This window comes from Gordonia sp. WA4-43 (genome assembly GCF_020520305.1).
GTDB classification, from domain to species: Bacteria; Actinomycetota; Actinomycetes; order Mycobacteriales; family Mycobacteriaceae; genus Gordonia; species Gordonia hongkongensis.
The window spans coordinates 2,381,030-2,400,204 of the sequence record NZ_CP084736.1; the positions used below are offsets into that span (position 1 = coordinate 2,381,030).

The window sequence follows — 19,175 nt, forward strand, 5'->3', positions numbered from 1 at the left end:
GGAGCCCGGAGCTTGCGGGCGACACCCCCGTCGCTCCCTGAGGAGCCCGGAGCTTGCGGAGGGCGTCTCGAAGGGTCCCCCATCCGAACGAACCCGGGGAGTTCTGCCCATTCCCACTCGACAAGCCCTGTCCTACCTTCGCTCTCATGAACACGACCATCACCCGCCTGGCCACTGCCGGCGCTTCCCTCGTTCTCACCGCCGGCGCGCTCGCCGTCGGCACCTCGACCGCGGTTGCCGCGCCCTCGGCACCGTCCTGCGATGCCGGACAACGGACCGTCACCTCCGTCGTCACCGACCGGTCGGCGGCGTCGATCTGTCAGTGGCGCGCCGACGGCACCCTCGAGTACCGGGGTGTCGCGCGTTCGAGTGGGAACACCCTGTGCATCCCGGTGTCCGAGGTGCACGTGCAGGAGAACGGCAGCGGCAGTCACTACTACGTCGCCTACAACAACGGGTACAAGTACTCTGTCTTCGACGGACTGGGCCTGAGCATCGTCGGCCCGGACGGGCGGTTGATCAGCTCCGAAGACGCGATCGGCTGAGCGAGACCCTCACTCGTCGTCGACAAATGCGGCGAACACGGTCGTCTCCTCGGTCCGGCCGCGCAGCGAGGTGGTCTCCTGCTCCTCCCACCGCTCGGCCTCGTCCCGCTGCGCGGCCTTGACCGCCCGTCCGGAGGCCAACGGCCGCCGCGGATCCCGTTTGGCCAGTTCCGACAGGCGGGCACTCTCGTTGACCGGGTCACCGATGACGGTGTACTCGAATCTCTCGATGGCACCGACGTTCCCGGCGACCACGGCCCCGTGGCTGACCCCGACCCCGGCCGACAGGTCGGGCACCTCCTCGGCCAGGCCACGGGCGATGTCGCGAGCGGCGGCAAGAGCGCTGCCGGCGGCGTCGTCGAGGTCGATGGGTGCACCGAAGATGGCGAGCACCGCGTCGCCCTCGAATTTGTTCACCAGGCCGTCGTGTTCCTCGACCGCCCGCACGATGACCGCGAAGAACTTGTTGAGAATCTCGACCACCTCGGTCGGACGGCGCTGTGCGGCAAGTGTCGTCGATCCGATGACGTCGACGAACAGCGTGGCGGCGAGGCGTTCGGTCCCACCGAGTTCCGGGTTCGACGACATGGCCGCCTCAGCGACTTCGTGGCCCACGTGCCGCCCGAACAGGTCCCGTATCCGTTCTCGCTCACGGAGTCCGGCGACCATCGAGTTGAAACCGACCTGCAGGTCGCCGAGTTCGGTGCCGTCGTAGACGACGAGGTCGGCGTTGTCGAGGTCACCGTCGCTCACGCGGTTCATCCCGGCGCGCACGCTGCGGATGGGGCCGGTGACGCTCATGCTCGACAGCAGCGTCAGCAGCAGGCCGGTGAAGAGTGCGGTGACCCCGAGGACCGTGGCCCCGACGAACAGGTCGAGCTTGGAGGTCTCGTCCCGCGCGAGCCCGAAGGCCAGCACCAGCAGGATGCCGATGATCGGGATCGCCGAACCCACCATCCACGAGACGACCGAGCGCGCCTTCACACCGGTGCGTTTGCGTCGACGGTGTCCGGCCGAGATCAGTTCCGCCGCAACGGGACGCAGCGTGAAGTCGATGAACAGATACGAGATCGCCACCACCACGACGCCACTGAGGCTCACCACGAACAGCGTCTTCGGGATCAGCTGCGGGTCGACGATCCCGTACATGATGGTGAGCATCACGGTGGCGATGCCCCACAGGAATCCCTGCACCAGTGACAACCGCCACGGCAGCCGCATCGTCCGACGGGCATCGCGCTTGGTCGGCGCGACGTCGCGGATCGCCCAGCGCAGATCACGGACGCCGACGTAGGTGCCCCATCCGATTCCCACGACGAAGGCTGCGGTGATGTAGACGGGCACCACGATGAAGTTGACCCACCACAGTTCAGCGGTGAAGATGGTCGGCTGCGGGATGCCGACCGCGGTGAGCGCGATCGCGACGATCGCCCCGAACAGGTTGGCCACCACGATCGACGCGGTCAGCAGCGTCTGGATGCGGACCCGCTGTTTGACCGAGCTCTCGCCGACGGAGCCGAGCAGGATGGACCCGTAGTCGCGACTCCCCCGCTTGGCACGCATGGGCACTAGCTAATCACGAGCCGACCGCGATTCCGCGACGAGCTCGCCGAGCGGAGCATCACCCCGCCCCAAACCTGCTCTCTAATCCGAAGAAAGCGACCCCATTGCTCCCTGAGGTGTGAGGAGCGCAAGCAACTGCCCGCCGCCCCACTGGCCCCTGAGGTGCGAGGAGCGCAAGCGACGAGCCACGAAGGGCCTGGTGAGACACGTTGCGAGCCCTTCGTGGCTCGCTTCGCTCGCACCTCAGGGAGCATGAAATCAGACGCTCACGGGTGTTCTTTCGTAGACCTCGACGGCCGCCAAGCCGCCGAAACCCCAGGAGCGAAGGGTCAGACGATCTCGCGCCGCACGATCGTCTGGTCCCGTCCCGGACCCACGCCCACGCACGAGATGTGCGCACCCGAGAGCTCCTCGAGCCGCAGGATGTAGTTCTGCGCGTTCTGGGGCAGTTCGTCGAAGGTCTTGCACTGGGAGATGTCCTCCCACCAGCCGGGCATCTCCTCGTAGATCGGCTTCGCGTGGTGGAAGCCGGTCTGGGTCATCGGCATCTCCTCGACGCGCTCACCGTCGACCTCGTAGGCCACGCAGATCGGCACGGTGTCGAGGCTGGAGAGGACGTCGAGCTTGGTGAGGAAGTAGTCGGTGATGCCGTTGACGCGGGTCGCGTAGCGGGCGATCACGGCGTCGAACCAGCCGCAGCGGCGAGCGCGACCGGTGGTGACACCCACCTCGCCGCCGGTCTTGGCGAGGTAGGCGCCCCACTCGTCGAAGAGTTCGGTGGGGAACGGCCCGGAGCCCACGCGCGTGGTGTAGGCCTTCAGGATGCCCAGGACGGTGGTGATCTTGTTGGGTCCGATGCCGGCGCCGACCGCGGCGCCGCCGGCGGTCGGATTGGACGACGTCACATACGGATAGGTGCCGTGGTCGACATCGAGCAGGGTGCCCTGGGAGCCCTCGAGCAGCACCGTCTCGCCGCTCTCCAGGGCCTGGTTGAGCAGCAGCCGGGTGTCGGCGATGCGGTGCTTGAATCCTTCGGCCTGCCCGAGGACCTCGTCGACGACCTGCGCCGGGTCGAGGGCCTTGCGGTTGTAGATCTTGACCAGGATCTGGTTCTTCAGCTCGAGCGCCGCCTCGACCTTCTGGGTGAGGATCTTCTCGTCGAGGACGTCGGCGACGCGCACGCCGACGCGAGCGATCTTGTCCTGGTAGCAGGGACCGATGCCGCGGCCCGTGGTCCCGATCTTCTTGTTGCCCAGGAAACGCTCGGTGACCTTGTCGATCGCGACGTGGTATGGCATGAGCAGATGCGCATCGGCGGAGATCAGCAGGCCGGAGGTGTCGACGTCGCGGTCCTCGAGGCCACCGAGCTCGGTGAGCAGCACGCCGGGGTCGACGACCACGCCGTTGCCGATGACGTTCTGCACGCCGGGCGTCAGGATGCCGGACGGGATGAGGTGCAGCGCGAAGGATTCCCCGGTGGGGAGTACGACGGTGTGCCCGGCGTTGTTGCCACCCTGGTAGCGGACAACCCAGTTGATCCGGCCTCCGAGGAGGTCGGTCGCTTTGCCTTTGCCCTCGTCACCCCACTGGGCTCCGATAAGCACGATCGCGGCCATGTCCGGTACTCCTTTGTGTGGCGCGCTTGGGACCAAACCTGACCAACACTACTGGGTCGGCGCGCTCGATACGCTATCCGCGTGCCGTTTGCCCTTCTGAGCCAGACCAGCCGCGCCGACGACAAGAAGGCCGTCCGCGCCGCGGTCGCCGACGCCCTCACCGATCCCGACGTCACCCGACTCGTCGTCGAGCCGCGCGTCGCGGAGCGCTTCGCACCGACCGTGGCGCACGAGAACGACATCTTCCTGTCCCAGGTGCTGGCCGCACTGATGGTCACCGAACGACTCGACGTCGAGATCGCATACGTCTCCGCCGAGGCCACGCCCGCGACGCGTCGCTACCGGTTGCCGCACGGGCCGGCGGCCCGCGAGCTCGCCGAGCACGGCACCGCGGTCGCGGTGCCGCTCGTCCGCGACGACGCCGCGACCGTCATCGTCGGCAGCGCGCGTCACCTGGGCGCCGAGGGCGCGAAGCTGCACGGTGAGACCTACGTCGACAACGAGCGCCTCTTCGACGGCGAGGTGCGTTCGATCCTCATCGAACCGACCCTGACCGCACCCGGCCTCCGCGCGCAGGTGGAGCGGATGTTGTTGCCGGGCAAGTGGTTCACCGGGCGCGCGTGTCAGACGGGCGGGACCAACGTCGTCGTCGAGCGCGAGGGCGTCGTGAACCCGCGCGTGCTCAAGCGCTCGACGTTCTACCGCCACGTCACCGATCTCCTGCTGGTGCGCCCCTGATCCGGGACTCAGGCGACCGGCCGCGCCTGGGGGCCCGTCGTGAGGTGGAGATCGTCGCGCCGGATGAGCGTCGTGGCCACGACGCTGATGATCGCGGTCAGCACGAGGTAACCGGCGGCGAGCCACGGTGACCCGCCGGCCGCCCCGATCAGCGCGGTGAGGATCAGCGGCGTCAGACCCGAGGCGTAGATGCCGGAGAACTGGTAGACGACCGACAGTCCGGTGTAGCGCACCGGGGTCGGGTACAGGCTCGCGAACAGGGTGCCCTGCGCGCCGTAGAAGAGTGCGTGGATCACCCCGAAGACGATCACCAGTCCCACGGTGAACCACAGCAGGTTCGAGGTCCCGAACAGCGCGAACACCGGGTAGACCGCGACGCCGTAGGCGGTGATCCCGATCAGGTAGATCGTTTTGGCGCCGTACCTGTCGGTGAGCAGTCCGGAGAACGGGAGCAGGGCCGCCATCACGAGCGAGGCGATGGTCACGGCCACCAGGACCGGGACCTTCTCCATGTCGAGTTCGCTGGTCGCGTAGGCGATCGCGAAGACGCCCCAGGTGTTGAAGGCCGATCCCTCTCCCCATCGGGCGAGGAGGCCGAGAACGGTGTTGCGCGTGTTCGGCGGGACCACGACGTCGCGCAGTGGTGCCGTGGACTTCTTGGCGAGCTCGGCCACTTCGGCGAACGCCGGCGTCTCGTCGACCTTCAACCGCACGACGAACCCGATGACCACCAGGACGATGCTCACCAGGAACGCGATGCGCCAGCCGTAGGTCAGGAACGCCTGCTCGTCGAGGGCCACCTGCAGCAGCGCGAACACTCCGGTGCCCAAGGCGAGTCCGAGGGCCAGGCCCATCTGCGGGATGCTCCCGAACAGACCGCGCTTGCCGTCTGGGCTGTGCTCGACCGACAGCAGCACCGCACCTGCCCACTCCCCGCCCAGCGCGAAACCCTGCACGATGCGCAGGAGGAGCAGGAGGATCGGGGCGAGCACACCGACCGTCTCGGCGGTGGGCAGCACACCCATCAGGGCGGTCGCGACGCCCATCATCACCATGGTGATCGCGAGCGTGCGCTTGCGGCCGATGCGATCGCCGATGTGCCCGAAGACGACTCCGCCGATCGGGCGCACGACGAAGCCCACCGCGAACGTCGCGAAGGACAGCAGGGTGCCGACGAACGAGCTCTGGTCGGGGAAGAACAACTGGTTGAACACGAGGCTCGCCGCGGTCGCGTAGAGGAAGAAGTCGTACCACTCGACGGTGGTGCCGAGAAGGCTTGCGGCGATCAGCGTGAACGAAAAGTTGCGGTCGGCGTCCGCACCTCGCCGTCGCCACGGGAGGGGCGGTCGGACCTCAGCGGCCCGCGGCGAAGTAGTCGTCGAGTGTCACCATGCGCAGCTTGCGATTTCGGATGATCTCGACGAGTTCCGGATACACCTTGGTCACCGGTTCGTGATTGGCGTGGCCGATGACGATGCTCTGCGGACGGAAGTACTTGCGCGCGCAACGGATGAGGTACTTCTCGGTGATCAGGCCGGAGTCGGACAACGAGCCGTACCAGAGGGTCGGCACCGTGTAACCGAGGTCGGCGGCCACCGCGTCGACGCCAGCGTCGTGGTACCCGAACGGCGGGCGATAGTACGGCGTCCCGTCGACACCGAACTGGTTGCGGAGGAACCGTTTGGTCCGCCGCAGTTCGTCGGCCACCCCGCGCGAGGACAGCTCGGTGAGCGCAGGATGACTCCACGTGTGGTTGCCCAGCTGGATCTGGCCGGACTCGACGAGCGGCCGCAGGGTGCTGCGGTGGTCGGTCCAGCCGTCGAATGAGCCGGTGACGAAGAAGGTGAACCGGGCACCGGTGTCCCGGGCGAACTTCACATAGGCGCCGATCACCTCCGAGCTCGCGCCGTCGTCGACCGTGAGCGCGAGACACCGGCCGGGACCGGGCAGTGCGGTGATGGCCCCGTCGGGCAGCGGTCGGCGGGTTCCGACCGCCGGCGGCAACAGTCCCGACGACGGGACGGGCGTCGTGCTGGTCGTCCGCGGCGGCGTGGACGGCCCATCGGCCGGGTCGATTTCGGCCGCCGGGACCGGCGTCGCGCAGCCCACGAGGGCGCTCGAGGTCAGAGCCCCCACGGTGCCGGCGGCGAGCACCGCGAGAAAATCGCGTCGTTCCATTCGCCGAAATGTAGGGCATAACCGACATTCACGGCGCCACGACGCACGGTCACCAGGTCATCTCGTCACGACAACGTCGCTGGTGGTCGTCGGGGTCGATCTGCACCGTCGCGTGTTCGAGACCGTGGCGGGCCAGGACGGCCTGCGCGGCCGGCAACACCTCACCGTTGGGCCGGCTGCTGCCGAGATGCACGGTGGCGACGTCCATCCCGGTCGTCAGCGTCCAGACATGGAGGTCGTGCACGTCGTCGACGACGGGGATGTCGGCCAGATCGGCCCGCAGGGCCTCGACGTCGATGTGGGCCGGCGCCTGCTGGTTGAGGATGCGCAGCGCGTCGAGCGCGAGACGCACCGCCCGCGGGACCACCCACAGCGCGATCAGCACCGCGACGACGATGTCGGCGTAACCCCACCCGGTCGTCATCGCGACGACGCCGGCGATCAGCACGCCGACGCTGCCCACGGCGTCGGCCAACACCTCCAGGTAGGCGCCGCGAACCGCGATCGACTCCTTGGCGTCCGCCCGCAACAGCAGCATGACCCCGAGATTCACCAGCAGGCCGATCAAGGCCACCACGATCAAAGTGAGGCCCGGGACCTGCGGGTCGCTACCGATACGCTCGACCGCCTCGTACAACACGAAGACCGCGACGCCCATCAGCAGGACGGCGTTGGCGACGGCGGTGAACACCTCGGCGCGATGCCATCCGAAACTTCGGGTGTCGGTGATCCGCCCGTGCCGGCCGAGCAACAGCGCGATCAGACCCATGACGAGTGCGACGACATCGGTCAGCATGTGCCCGGCGTCGGCGATCAGCGCGAGCGAGTTCACCACAATGCCGGTCACGAGCTCGACGACGAAGTAGCCGCCGATCAGCCCGACCGCCAGCACCATCGGCCAGAGCCGACGCTGTCCCGCAGCCGCGGCGGGAGCGTGCGAGTGCGAATGTGAGTGCCCCATGATGCCGGTCAATATATGCAGAACTTCGCATATGTGGCAACAGCCGGGTCAGCTCCGCAGGGTCGCCAGCGCGGAGGATCGGCGGAGCCCCGCGGTCATCAGCAGGTCGACGAGCAACGACCGGATCTCGGCCAGCAGGGCGGCCTCCGACAGTTCGCTGTTGGTCACCAGATCGGCACGCGCCTTGCGCACGATGCTGCGGATCACCCGCGCGGCATCGGCCTGATCGGGTTCGTCGCCGGGGTCGGCCATCATCATCGCGCGTAACACCTCGAACGCCCCGGCGAGATCGTCGATGATCTCGATCAGCTCCGGCTGCACCGCGACACCCCGCTGGGTGAGGCCGAGGGAACGCCGGGCGATGATCCGGAAGTTGCGGACCGCGTTGTCGATGGGGTCGGCCGTTGCCGAGATCCGGTCCAGCCGCATCCTCGATCCCCAGTACAGGGGCGAGATGCGGGTGACCTCGCGGCCGCCGGTCATGTCCGATCGCATCTTGTTGATCTCGGCCTGCGTCCCGCGACCTGCTTCGAGGGCTGCCGCGATCAGTTCTTCGTCGCGTTCGCGGAGTCCGGTGGCCAGCTGGCGTGCCGCGTCACGAACGGTCGCCAGGACGCCCGCCGCGTCGCGTCGCGCCCGGCTGGCCGGGTTCACCGGCAGCAACGCACCCACGAGAATGCCCACCAGCCCGCCGATGAGGGCGTCGATCGCGCGATGGAAACCCGCCACCCCACCGGGCGGGAGGAGCGTCGCGACCAGCGCGGCCGACGAGGCGGCCTGCATGGGGACGAGCGGGCCGTCGTCGAGAAAGACCGCCACCGTCATCGCCAGGGCGACGACGACCATGATCTGCCAGGCCCCCTCACCGACCAGGCTGATGAAGAGATCGCCGACGAGGATGCCGATCGCGACACCGCCGACGAGTTCGGCGGCCCGGCGCCACCGCTGCCCCAGGGACAGGCCCAGCGAGATCACCGCGGCGATGGGCGCGAAGAACGGGTCGGGGTGGATGAAGATCTCCACCGCGATCCACCACGACACCCCCGCCGCCAGCGCACACTGGACGATCGGCACCAGCGACACGCGTAACCGGCGCAGCCGGTTCTTCAGCGGCGCGGGCATCGCGTTGAACACCCGGCGCGGATACGACGGGTTCGCGGCAGTCGATGCCATCAGGCGGATGTCATCCGCGGGTGACCGGTCGACTCGGTGCGATCACACGAGGCCGAGTTCGGCGGCCGCGCGTGGATCGCTGTCATTGAGCAGATCGAGGCACCGCAGGTGCTCGTCCTCCTCGCCGATCAGTTCGGCGGCCCGGGCCAGCGCCCCGACGCACCGCAGGAAGCCGCGATTGGGTTCATGGCTCCACGGCACCGGCCCGAAACCCTTCCAGCCGTGTCGTCGTAGCTGATCGAGGCCGCGGTGGTAGCCGGTCCGCGCGTACGCATACGCCGCGATCACCGCGGCGGTGTCGATGTCGTCGCCGGCGGAGGCCGTCTTCGACGACTCGAGAGCCGCCTCGGCCAGGTAGGCCCAGGCGATCGAGGCGGTCGGGTGTGCGGCTGCGACCGCGGCCGGCGCGGCGCCGTTGAGCAGGTCCGATTCGGCGTCGTCGTCCCCGGTGAGCAGAACGGGTTGCGGGCCGAGTAGATCTCCGAAAGAAGTCATGTCCTCTATTCAAGCACCGCCTGCGGACTCCGACGCCGTGCGCTCGCGGCGGCCGGCGCCCATTCGATCAAATGCCCTAGTGCTGGACCGCCGGGCCGTTCGCTAGGGTGAATGGCGCAATCGGTCCTGCTGCCCGCCGCTGAACGGCGACGCCGGGCGGCCGGGCCGTAGTCGTGCACGGGCGAGATGCGGGGTGATTCAGTCGATGGCGCGATCCGACAGGCCGAGAGCCGCTGTCACCAAGGCACTGTCGACGCTCAAGCAGGTGCGGGACGAGCGCCGGGCTCGTCAGACGGACACGCGGCCGACCCCCGATACTGTTCCGACCGGCACCGACGCCGCTCCACCCAGCACCAGCAGAGAGGGTCACGAGCCACCCGTGGACGATCCCACCGAGAACGAGACCGCCGACGACACGGCCGCCCCGACCGAGGCGACCCCAGCGGAGTCCACGACAGACGCGTCCACGTCCGAGGAGACCACCACGCGCAAGGCAGCGACCGACAAGGACGCGACGGACAAGGACGCGCCGGACAAGGATGCGAAGCAACCCGCGGCACCCACCCCGAGAGGTGGGCGTGGGATCGACGGCGCCACCCAGATCATCAACCGCGACAACCTCCCGTCCGCCGAGGACCTCGAAGACCTGGACGACATCGACCCGCTCAGCGAGGCGCCCGACACCGCGGAGACCGTGTCGACCCAGCCCGACGACGCCGAGGCCGCCCCGCCGGCACCGGCCCGGCTCGGCCCGAGCGACTCCGCGACCACCGTCATCCGTCGCTCGGATCTCCCGGACGCCGCCGAGCTCGAGAACCTCGACGACATCGACCCGACGGCCCCGGAGCCCGAGGCAGCGTCCGCCGGAGAAGAGAGCGCCGACTCCACGACCGAGGGTTCTGACGCCAAGGCCGCGTCCACCGAGTCCGGCTCCGCACCCGAACCCGAGTCGGACCAGGACACCGGTGCGGACGCCGAACCGGTGCTCGCCGACGACGACACGGACCCGTCGACGGGCACCGCGGTCAGCGCCGGTGTGGCCGCGGCGGGCGCTGCGGCCGTGGCAGCCGGAACGACTCGTGACTCCGACGACGAGGCCGAGTCCGAGTCCGTGGATACCGACGTGGCGCCAGACGAGGCAGCGACGGACGAGGCCACAGCAGACGACGCAGAGGCTCACCAGGACCCCGTCGCCGAGTCGGACGCCGACGACGAGCCGGCCGAAGCCGAGGGCGCAGAGGCAGAGGGCGCAGAGGCAGAGGGCGCAGAGGCCGACGGCGTCGAGACCGAACCAGCACCGGCGGAGCCGGTCGCGGAACAGCCTGCCCCGGACGAGACCCCCGCGGACGCGGCGACAGCAGACGACTCGACCGCAGACGACTCGGCCGTGACGGAGGTCGACTCGCCGACCGAGACCGACGCTGCCGCCGACGCTGACGCCGACGCCGACTCCCCCACCGAGGCGATCGCCGTCCCGACCGGCGAGAACACCGACGCCACCGAGCCGGACAACGCCGACACCGACACCGAGGACGAGGACGACTCCGGTTCGGACGCGGCGACGGCCGTCATCCCGGCGGCAGTAGCGGCATCCGCCGCCGCCAAAGCCCGGACCGAGCCCGACGCGCCGGCCGACGACGACGCGCGGACGACCCCGGAGCCGGCCGTGGCCGCGTCGACCGCCGGATGGACGACCACCGACCGCGAGCCCCAGGTCATCCCGGGCAGTGACCCCAAGGCACCGCGCAAGAAGCGCGGCAAGGGTCTGCTGATCGCCGCGGCAGCGATCGTGGTGGCCATCGTGGCCGTCGTCGGCGGTATCTTCGCCTACAGCAGCCTGCAGGCACCGGCGCCCGCGGACGAAGCCGCGACCGTGGCCATGGACTACACCACCGCGCTCTACGAGGGCGACCTCGAGACCCTGCGATCGGTCACCTGCGGTGAACTCAATGCGTTCTACACCGACTTCGACGACGCCGCGTACGAGCGGACCTACGAGGCCCAGCGGTCTCGCAACGAGCTCGTACAGACGCAGGGAATCAACGCGGTCCGGGTCGTCGAGGGCGGAGATCAGGCCGTCGTCGAAGTCGTCGCGGTGCACACCAACGCCCCGGACCAGCCCGAAACCGTCACGCTGAACCTGCAGCGCGACGGCGACGACTGGAAGGTGTGCAACCCCACGTGACGAGCGGACACCGGCCGGGCCCGCCGCCCGGACCGGGTGGCCGCTCCACGCCGGGTTTCTACACCCCGCCGTCCCGTCCGGTGGCACCCGCCGCATCGGCGCCGCGGCCGCGTCCCGCCGCGGACAACCGTCTCGGGGAGAACCGGGTACCGAGCACCCGGATCCGGCCCTATCCGGTCGAACCGCCGCGGCGATCGCGGTCGCGTGTCGACCCGGCCGTCGTGATCGCGGCGCTCGTGATGATCGCTCTCGCGGGTGCGGTCGTCGTCGGACTCGCCATCACCTGAACCCGGCCGCCGCGGGGACCGGGCCTTCCAAGCCTGAAAACAGTTCTGCCCGCACCCTTTTCAGGGTGCGGGCAGAATGCTGTGCGTCCGTCAGGCGGTCAGGGACTTGCCGTTGGACTTGAGGTCGTTGCACGCCTCGACGACGCGCTCGCTCATGCTGGTCTCGGCCTTCTTGGACCAGCTACGCGGGTCGTAGACCTTCTTGTTGCCGACGTCGCCGTCGACCTTCAGCACACCGTCGTAGTTGCTGAACATGTGGCCGGCGACCGGGCGACTGTAGGCGTACTGCGTGTCGGTGTCGACGTTCATCTTCACGACGCCGTAGCTCAGGGCCTCGTCGATCTCGCTCTTCAGCGAGCCCGAACCGCCGTGGAACACGAAGTCGAAGGGCTTGGCGGCGTCGCCGAGGCCGAGCTTCTTGGCCGCGACCTCCTGGCCGGTGTTGAGGACGTCGGGACGCAGCTTGACGTTGCCCGGCTTGTAGACGCCGTGCACGTTGCCGAAGGTTGCCGCGAGCAGGTAGCGGTTGCCGGAGTCGCTGGCACCGAGCGCCTCGATCGTCTTCTCGAAGTCCTCGGGGGTGGTGAACAACTTGTCGTTGATCTCGTTCTCGACGCCGTCTTCCTCGCCGCCGACCACGCCGATCTCGATCTCCAGGATGATGTTGGCCGCTCCCGCCTTGGCCAGCAGTTCCTTGGCGATCTCCAGGTTCTCGTCGAGCGGTACGGCGCTGCCGTCCCACATGTGCGACTGGAAGAGCGGGTTGCGTCCGGCGTCGACGCGCTCCTGCGAGATCTGCAGCAGCGGCCGGACGTAGGTGTCGAGCTTGTCCTTGGGGCAGTGATCGGTGTGCAGACCGATCAGGACGTCGTACTTGGCCGCGACGACGTGCGCGAACTCGGCGAGGGCGACCGCTCCGGTCACCATGTCCTTGACACCCTGGCCGGACCCGAACTCGGCGCCACCGGTCGAGAACTGGATGATCCCGTCACTGCCGGCATCGGCGAAACCCTTGATCGCGGCGTTGATCGTCGACGACGAGGTGCAGTTGATCGCGGGGAATGCGTAACCGCCCTTCTTCGCCTTGTCGAACATCTCGGCGTACTGCTCCGGGGTTGCAATGGGCATCGACGAATCCTCCAGGGTGTTGATGTGCTCTGGTGTTCGGGTTCTCTCGCCGTCGACTGATGTTTCGGTGGCGAGCAGCCGGACTTCCCGCGGCCGGACTTCTCCCAGTATGGCAGGTGCCACATCGCCCGGCGCGGGCACCATTCGTGCCCGGACCTGCTGGAAAACGGCGGTGGCGGACCCGTGAGATTCTGTCCTCGACGGACGCGCAGGTACTCTGGCTCCCCGTGATCGACTCCGCACTTGCCACCACGACCACCAACCTGGCGCTGCTACCGGGATTCCTGGATCCGGTGAACCTGCTGAATTCGTTCGGCACGTGGATGCTGGCCGGTCTGCTGCTGGTCGTGTTCATCGAGTCGGGTCTGCTGTTCCCGCTGCTCCCCGGCGACTCGCTGCTCTTCACCGCGGGCCTCATCGTCGCGGCGAAGTCGGCGGAGATCGAGCCCTTCGCCCCGCTGTGGGTGCTGCTCGTCCTGATCCCCATCGCGGCGTTCCTGGGCGACCAGGTCGGCTACTGGATCGGCAAGAAGGCGGGGTACTCGCTGTTCCGGCCGGACGCGAAGATCCTGAAGCAGGTCTACATCGAGGAAGCGCACGAGTTCTTCGAGAAGCACGGCCCGGTGACGATCATCCTCGCGCGTTTCGTCCCGATCGTGCGCACCTATGCGCCGCTCGTCGCCGGCGCCGCGAAGATGCGGTACCCGATCTTCCTCACGTACAACATCGTCGGTGCGATCGCCTGGGGTGCGGGTGTCACCCTGCTCGGCTACTTCCTGGGCCAGATCGAGTTCATCCGCGACAACATCGACTACATCTTCCTGTTCATCGTCTTCATCTCGGTGCTGCCGATCATCTCCGAGATCGTCAAGCGCATCCTGCGCTCGCGGAAGAAGGTCGTCGAGGAGGAGCCCCTGCCCGCCTCCGACGAGGCCAACAACTCCGCCCCTCCCGCCAACTGAGTCCCGTCACCACACCTACCCCCGCTGGTTGAGCCGGCCCCGAGCGAAGCCGCCGGGCCGAGCAAGCGACGAAGGAGCGCGTCGAGGTCGAGGCGCCGAGTCGAAGCCACTCGCGCCCGTCACCACACCTACCCCCGCTGGTTGAGCCGGCCCCGAGCGAAGCCGCCGGGCCGAGCAAGCGACGAAGGAGCGCGTCGAGGTCGAGGCGCCGAGTCGAAGCCACTCGCGCCCGTCACCACGCGTACCCCCGCTGGTTGAGCCGGCCCCGAGCGAAGCCGCCGGGCCGAGCAAGCGACGAAGGAGCGCGTCGAGGTCGAGGCGCCGAGTCGAAGCCACTCGCGCCCGTCACCACGCGGCGTCGAGGTCCGCGTGCTGACGGACCCACGCGTGCATGGCGATCCCGGCCGCGACACCCGCGTTGATACTGCGCGTCGAACCGAATTGCGCAATCGACACGGTGAGGTCTGCCTCACGCTGCGCGTCGTCACTGACCCCCGGACCCTCCTGCCCGAAGACCAGCACGCAGTCGCGCGGTAGATCCGCCGTCTCGAGCGACAGGGCTCCCGGCGTGTTGTCGACCGCCACCACGGTCAGTCCCGCGTCACGAGCCCAGTCGATGAGATCTGCCACCGTCTCGTGGTGCATCAGGTGTTGATAGCGGTCGGTCACCATCGCGCCGCGACGATTCCACCGACGTCGTCCGACGATGTGGACGGCGGCCACCGCGAAGGCGTTCGCGGTGCGCACGACGGTGCCGATGTTGGCGTCGTGGGCGAAGTTCTCGATGGCGACGTGCAGCGGATGCCGGCGGGCATCGATGTCGGCGACGATCGCCTCGCGCGACCAGTACCGATAGGCGTCGACGACGTTCCGGGTGTCGCCGTGGGCGAGCAACTCGGCATCGAGGCGCGGGTCGGCGGGTACGGGTTGACCGGGGTGTTCGTTGGCCCAGGGCCCGACTCCCACGGCCGGCCCGGTCTGCCATTCGGTGGGACCGGGTAGCGCGCCGGACTCGTCGGCGGAGCCCGCCGGGCCGGCCTCAGGCAAGCCCGAGGTCGCCGAGATCGAGGAGCGAGCGGTACGGCACGCCGAGACCGGTGATGACCGCGTCCGCGCCGGTCGCGCGGTCGACGACAGTGGCCACCCCGACGACGTTGCCGCCGATACCGCGGACGGCTTCGACAGCCGTCGACGGAGAGGCGCCGGTCGTGCTGGTGTCCTCGACGACCAGGACGTCGCGGCCGACGACGTCGGTGCCCTCGATCTGGCGTTGCATCCCGTAGGTCTTGGCCGCTTTGCGGACGACGAAGGCGTCGATCGGCCGCCCGTCGGCGTGCATGATCGACGTCGCCACCGGGTCCGCGCCGAGGGTGAGGCCGCCGACGGCGACGTAATCCCAGTCCGCGGTCAGTTCCCGCATCAACCGGCCGATGAGGCGGGACGCCTCGTGGTGCAGCGTCGCGCGGCGCAGGTCGACGTAGTAGTCGGCCTCCTTGCCCGACGACAGCGTCACCTTGCCGTGGACCACGGCGAGGTCGCGGACGAGCTCGGCGAGCCGCGCCTTCGCGGTCGGATCGACCTGCGGGGTCTCGGCGGGAACCGGGGCGGACGAGGACATGCGGCTTCCCTCTCGGTCGAACATGGAGCGTTTCGCGATCAGTTGCGGTGCCGGTTGGGCCGCTCGCCGGTGTCGCGGCGGGGTGCGTCGTCGGAGGTCCCGGCGGACCCGCGGACGGGCATCGGCGACATCCGGCGGCCCCCGGTGGACGGGGCCGGAGGCTTGCGCGCCGCAGCCGGGCTCTCGGGATCTGCGGACGCGCCGGTCTGGGACGCCGGTGCCGTCGAGGTGCCGGCGGCCTGCCGACGGCGCTTGTCGCGGAGGGATTCGGTCTTCTCGTCGGCGAGCTCGGCCCGCGTGGGTCCGTGCGGGTCGCGCGGATCGGGCGAATCCTCCGGCTCTCGCATCGGCGGCAGCACCCGAAGCAGATCGGCGAACCGGCGGACGACCTCCAGGCCGGTGTTCAGCTTGGCCGGGTCGTTGGTCACCGGCATCGAGCCGAGCGCCCAGTTACCCTCGTTCCACAGGACCTCGACGAACGCGGGCGCCTTGTTGGCGAGCGCGACCATGCGGCGGTCGCAGACCCGGCGGGCGACGTCGAGGTTGTTGGAGAACATGACGCGCGGGCCCATCGCGCCCAGCAGTTCCACGTCTTCCTCGGCGGGCGCGAGGACGTCCTCGTGCCGGAGGTCGACGACGACGTGCGAGGGCGAGGAGCGTCGGACGGCGATCACGGTCGCGGTCTCGGCCAGGTCGAAGACCACGGCCTCCACCCCGGCGTAGTGGCCGTAGGCGACGTCCTGGACCGGGATGTGGTCGCCGACGTTCATCGTGGCGCGCCGAAAGACCTTGCGCAGCTTGGTGTCCGACTCGCGGAACTTGAACTCGTGCTCATCGCCCCAGACCGCACGCTGGTGCCGTGCGACGCTCGACCGCTGGCGGTCGAGCCACAACAGGACACCCGCACCCAGTAGGGCCACGGCGGCGATCAGGAAATAGACGGTGGTCATCGCGCTACAGCCTACTATCGGCGGGCCCGCGGTGAGGTCATCCGCCTCCCCGGATGTACCCGCGTTCCTTGTCGACGACGTTGACCAGCATCTCGGCCGGGTCCGCGGTACCCGCCGCGACATAGCGCCGCAGGTTGTCGAGGACCTGCTCGGCCAGCGCCTCGCGCCATCCGACGGCATCTCCGCTCATGTGCGCCGAGATCGCGACCCCGGGCAGATCCCACAGCGGGCTGTCGGCGGGCAGCGGCTCGGTCACGAAGACGTCGAGCGTGGCCGCGCCGAGGTGGCCCGAGCGGAGCGACTCGACGAGGGCCGCCTCGTCGACGAGTTCGCCGCGGCCGACGTTGACGAGGTGGGCGCCGGGTTTCATCGCCGCCAGCACCGTCGCGTCGATCATCCCGGCGGTCTGCTCGGTCAGCGGCGCGATTGCGACTACGGTGTCGAATCCGCCGACCTGTGCGGCGAGATCGTCGGTGGCCACGACATGCCCGAAGTCCGGATCCGAGTCGCGAGCGGTCCGGCCCGCCCCGACCACCCGGACACCCACCGCGCGAAGCAGTTTCGCGATCGCGCGGCCGATCCCGCCGGTCCCGATGACCAGGGCGGAGGTGCGGTGGGTCGCCACGGTCTCGCGATGTCGCCATTCATGATCGCGCTGCAGCGCCATCGATTCGTGTAAACCCTTGTGCCGCGCAAGGACTGCGGCGAGGACGAACTCCGCGATCGGCCGGTCGAAGACGCCGTGGGCGTTGGTCACCACGACGTCGGAGGCCCGTAGCCCGTCGAAGAGCAACGAGTCGACGCCCGCCGCACACACATGAACCCAGCGCAACGATGCCGTGGCCGCGCCCCAGTGGTCGGCGAGGCCACGGGAGAAGAAGTCCCACAACACGAGAACGTCCGCACCCGGCAGGGCCGCGCCGAGATCGTCGGCCGTGCAGAGCCGTACCGTCGCGAGCTCCTCGAGCTCGGCGAGGTTGCCCGGCGGGGAATCGTCGGGCGAGATCAGCAGGGCGACCACGGGCACGTGTGGGGTCATGACCCCACCGTAGGTGACGGGTCGGTGCGTTCGTCGATCACGAAGAGCAGCAGCGTCACCGCGAGGAAACCCGCCGGCACCCAGGCGGCGCGGCCACCCATCACCTGGGTGCAGACCGCCCCGACGAGTGCGCCGCCGGCGAACGCACCGACCACGCGGCCGTAGACCGTCAGGGCCTTGCGCGCGTCCGGGGACCGGTCGACGGTGACGCCGTACCCGGCCTCCACGAGGCGCATCAGATTCCCGGTCGTGGCCACCGCGATGTAGTTGAGATCGCCGATGTTGCGGAACAACTCGATCTGCATGGCGGTGATGAACGAGATGGGGATGGTGACGAACGAGTGCGGGACGGAGGTGGGGACGAAGCCGATCACGACGAGGATGGTCACCTGCAGCGCCATCGTCACGCGGATCGGGTAGACGAGGAGATGGTCGAAGCGGCCGGCCTTCACGTGCACCGCCAGCACGACGCCGACGAGGAACGCGAGGATCGGCCAGAGATGACCGGAGGCCTGATACCAGTGCTGCTCCGACAGATTCAGCGTGAGCAGGATGACGTTTCCGGTCTGGGCGTTGGCGAACACCCCGCCCCGGGACAGATACGTGTAGCTGTCGAGGAAACCGCACGCCGCGGTGATCAGCAGGGCGAAGCGCAGCGACGTCGACGTGGTCACAGGACCACCGGGATCGAACCGGTCCGGCACCCCGACCGGTCGAGCAGCGAACCCAGTCGCTTCGGGGTCTCCAGCGTGACCGAGCGGTCGGCGACGACGAGTCCCGGCACCCGGCTCTCGAGCTGCTGCTCGAACTCGGACAGTTCGCCGACGGTGTGCAGCCAGACAGCCATCAGGATGTTCGCGGTACCGGTGACCTCACAGCAGACCCGTACCTGGGGTAGTTCGACGAGCGCCGAGATCGACCTCGACGACGCCCGCGCCCAGACGTTCGCCGTGACGGGCCATCCGCTGATCACGTGCGACACCTCGCATCTGATCGACAGGACGCGTTCGGCGACGAGTGCGGTCAGCCGACGCCGGACGGTCGGCGCGCTCAGACCACTCGCGGTCGCCAGATCGACCGCCGAACGCCGGCCGTCCTGCGCCAGGGCGGCGATGAGTCGCAGATCCATCTCATCGGGTTCGTGCGCCAGCGGGCGGTGCTCGGGTCGGTGCTCGGCGAGCACCGACTCCTCGGCGTCGGACAGTGTGTGCACCCGCCAGCGTTCGCTCTCGCCGAAGACACGCATCACCACCCTCGTCCGGGTCCGGGCGACCCCCTCGAGGTCGGCGAGTCGCTGCACCCAGTCGCCGAGGAAGCCGAGATCGGGGACCATCACGGTCAGCAGCAGGTCGCCGTCGCCCGCGGTGCGCTGGATGGTGGCCACGTGCCGGTCCGCCGACAACCGCTCGACGAGCGCCGCACGCCGTGACGAGGTCTGGACCTCGACGAACGCGCTGCAGCGGGTGTTCAGGTACGCGGCCCCGGGATAGGTCACGATCCAGGCGAGACCGCTGTCGACGAGCCGCTCCCAGCGTCGGGCCGCGGTCGCCGCGCTCACGCCCACGACGTCGCCGACGACGCCCCACGGCGCCCTCGGCGCGACCTGCAGAGCGTGAACGATCTGATAATCGAGGTCGTCCGGCACGCAACAATCCTGCATCACGAGGTGAACTTTTTTCGGTTTCGGCAGACGCCGGGACAGTCCGCGGCAGCGCTCCTACGTTTCCTCCCAACACC

The 19,175-nt window shown here is 69.0% G+C and carries 18 protein-coding genes and 1 pseudogene; 5 read left to right on the forward strand and 14 right to left on the reverse strand.

Annotated features, from left to right (window positions below):
- Nucleotides 1-146: 146 nt before the first annotated feature.
- Entirely contained in the window at nucleotides 147-545 is a 399-nt protein-coding gene (locus LEL84_RS10680) for a hypothetical protein (protein ID WP_226514023.1), read from the forward strand.
- Nucleotides 546-554: 9 nt separating this feature from the next.
- Here LEL84_RS10680 and LEL84_RS10685 read toward each other — a convergent pair whose 3' ends face one another.
- Both LEL84_RS10685 and LEL84_RS10690 read right to left on the reverse strand, forming a co-directional pair.
- Complete coding sequence (locus LEL84_RS10685; protein WP_226514024.1) at nucleotides 555-2,108, reverse strand: adenylate/guanylate cyclase domain-containing protein; 1,554 nt, start codon at nucleotides 2,106-2,108, stop codon at nucleotides 555-557.
- 329 nt (nucleotides 2,109-2,437) lie between these two features.
- The gene (locus tag LEL84_RS10690) at nucleotides 2,438-3,724 is read right to left on the reverse strand and encodes an adenylosuccinate synthase (RefSeq protein ID WP_068971377.1); all 1,287 of its coding nucleotides are present in this window, start codon (nucleotides 3,722-3,724) and stop codon (nucleotides 2,438-2,440) included.
- A gap of 81 nt (nucleotides 3,725-3,805) precedes the next feature.
- Here LEL84_RS10690 and LEL84_RS10695 point away from each other — a divergent pair, with 81 nt between their 5' ends.
- Nucleotides 3,806-4,462 carry a hypothetical protein gene (locus tag LEL84_RS10695; RefSeq protein WP_068971378.1) on the forward strand — a complete coding sequence of 219 codons (657 nt, stop codon included), beginning with the start codon at nucleotides 3,806-3,808 and terminating at the stop codon, nucleotides 4,460-4,462.
- Nucleotides 4,463-4,470: 8 nt separating this feature from the next.
- Here LEL84_RS10695 and LEL84_RS10700 read toward each other — a convergent pair.
- The 5 genes and pseudogenes from LEL84_RS10700 to LEL84_RS10720 form a co-directional block, all read right to left on the reverse strand.
- Nucleotides 4,471-5,754 (reverse strand): annotated as a pseudogene (locus tag LEL84_RS10700) (MFS transporter); the annotation flags it as partial.
- Between the two features lie 61 nt (nucleotides 5,755-5,815).
- Entirely contained in the window at nucleotides 5,816-6,640 is an 825-nt protein-coding gene (locus LEL84_RS10705) for a polysaccharide deacetylase family protein (protein WP_226514025.1), read from the reverse strand.
- 49 nt (nucleotides 6,641-6,689) lie between these two features.
- Nucleotides 6,690-7,601, reverse strand: a complete 912-nt coding sequence (locus LEL84_RS10710) for a cation diffusion facilitator family transporter (protein WP_068971380.1) — start codon at nucleotides 7,599-7,601, stop codon at nucleotides 6,690-6,692.
- 48 nt (nucleotides 7,602-7,649) lie between these two features.
- Nucleotides 7,650-8,774 (reverse strand): FUSC family protein, encoded by a 1,125-nt coding sequence (locus LEL84_RS10715; RefSeq protein ID WP_226514026.1) that lies wholly within the window; start codon nucleotides 8,772-8,774, stop codon nucleotides 7,650-7,652.
- A gap of 42 nt (nucleotides 8,775-8,816) precedes the next feature.
- Nucleotides 8,817-9,269, reverse strand: coding sequence for a DUF3151 domain-containing protein (locus LEL84_RS10720; RefSeq protein ID WP_065629570.1), 453 nt, complete (start codon nucleotides 9,267-9,269; stop codon nucleotides 8,817-8,819).
- A gap of 379 nt (nucleotides 9,270-9,648) precedes the next feature.
- On the opposite strand from LEL84_RS10720, the gene LEL84_RS10725 reads away from it, so the two are divergent.
- Together LEL84_RS10725 and LEL84_RS10730 are read left to right on the forward strand one after the other, a co-directional pair.
- The gene (locus tag LEL84_RS10725) at nucleotides 9,649-11,454 is read left to right on the forward strand and encodes a hypothetical protein (RefSeq protein WP_226514027.1); all 1,806 of its coding nucleotides are present in this window, start codon (nucleotides 9,649-9,651) and stop codon (nucleotides 11,452-11,454) included.
- A complete protein-coding gene (locus LEL84_RS10730) occupies nucleotides 11,451-11,741 on the forward strand; it encodes a hypothetical protein (RefSeq protein WP_226514028.1) in 291 nt (96 codons plus the stop codon). The genes LEL84_RS10725 and LEL84_RS10730 overlap by 4 nt, the downstream gene beginning before the upstream one ends.
- Nucleotides 11,742-11,831: 90 nt before the next feature.
- On the opposite strand, the gene fbaA is transcribed toward LEL84_RS10730, so the two are convergent.
- Nucleotides 11,832-12,869 (reverse strand): class II fructose-bisphosphate aldolase, encoded by a 1,038-nt coding sequence (gene fbaA / locus LEL84_RS10735; RefSeq protein ID WP_065629627.1) that lies wholly within the window; start codon nucleotides 12,867-12,869, stop codon nucleotides 11,832-11,834.
- A gap of 227 nt (nucleotides 12,870-13,096) precedes the next feature.
- Between fbaA and LEL84_RS10740 the strand changes: the two genes are divergently transcribed.
- Nucleotides 13,097-13,831: a VTT domain-containing protein gene (locus tag LEL84_RS10740; protein ID WP_137809978.1), complete on the forward strand. Its 735-nt coding sequence runs from the start codon at nucleotides 13,097-13,099 to the stop codon at nucleotides 13,829-13,831.
- Between the two features lie 345 nt (nucleotides 13,832-14,176).
- Here the strand turns inward: LEL84_RS10740 and LEL84_RS10745 are convergent, their stop codons facing one another.
- From LEL84_RS10745 to LEL84_RS10770, 6 genes are read right to left on the reverse strand one after another with little or no spacing between them, the layout of a single operon-like run.
- The gene (locus LEL84_RS10745; RefSeq protein ID WP_226514029.1) at nucleotides 14,177-14,878 is read right to left on the reverse strand and encodes a TrmH family RNA methyltransferase; all 702 of its coding nucleotides are present in this window, start codon (nucleotides 14,876-14,878) and stop codon (nucleotides 14,177-14,179) included.
- The gene (gene pyrE / locus LEL84_RS10750) at nucleotides 14,871-15,449 is read right to left on the reverse strand and encodes an orotate phosphoribosyltransferase (protein ID WP_226514030.1); all 579 of its coding nucleotides are present in this window, start codon (nucleotides 15,447-15,449) and stop codon (nucleotides 14,871-14,873) included. Before pyrE ends, LEL84_RS10745 begins: the two co-directional genes overlap by 8 nt.
- 38 nt (nucleotides 15,450-15,487) lie before the next feature.
- Nucleotides 15,488-16,399: a hypothetical protein gene (locus LEL84_RS10755; protein WP_068971820.1), complete on the reverse strand. Its 912-nt coding sequence runs from the start codon at nucleotides 16,397-16,399 to the stop codon at nucleotides 15,488-15,490.
- A 37-nt stretch (nucleotides 16,400-16,436) separates the two neighbouring features.
- Nucleotides 16,437-17,438 carry a D-2-hydroxyacid dehydrogenase gene (locus LEL84_RS10760; protein WP_078112671.1) on the reverse strand — a complete coding sequence of 334 codons (1,002 nt, stop codon included), beginning with the start codon at nucleotides 17,436-17,438 and terminating at the stop codon, nucleotides 16,437-16,439.
- Complete coding sequence (locus tag LEL84_RS10765; RefSeq protein WP_078112672.1) at nucleotides 17,435-18,112, reverse strand: YoaK family protein; 678 nt, start codon at nucleotides 18,110-18,112, stop codon at nucleotides 17,435-17,437. Before LEL84_RS10765 ends, LEL84_RS10760 begins: the two co-directional genes overlap by 4 nt.
- Nucleotides 18,109-19,083: an Lrp/AsnC family transcriptional regulator gene (locus tag LEL84_RS10770; RefSeq protein ID WP_226514031.1), complete on the reverse strand. Its 975-nt coding sequence runs from the start codon at nucleotides 19,081-19,083 to the stop codon at nucleotides 18,109-18,111. The genes LEL84_RS10765 and LEL84_RS10770 overlap by 4 nt, the downstream gene beginning before the upstream one ends.
- Nucleotides 19,084-19,175: the final 92 nt, after the last annotated feature.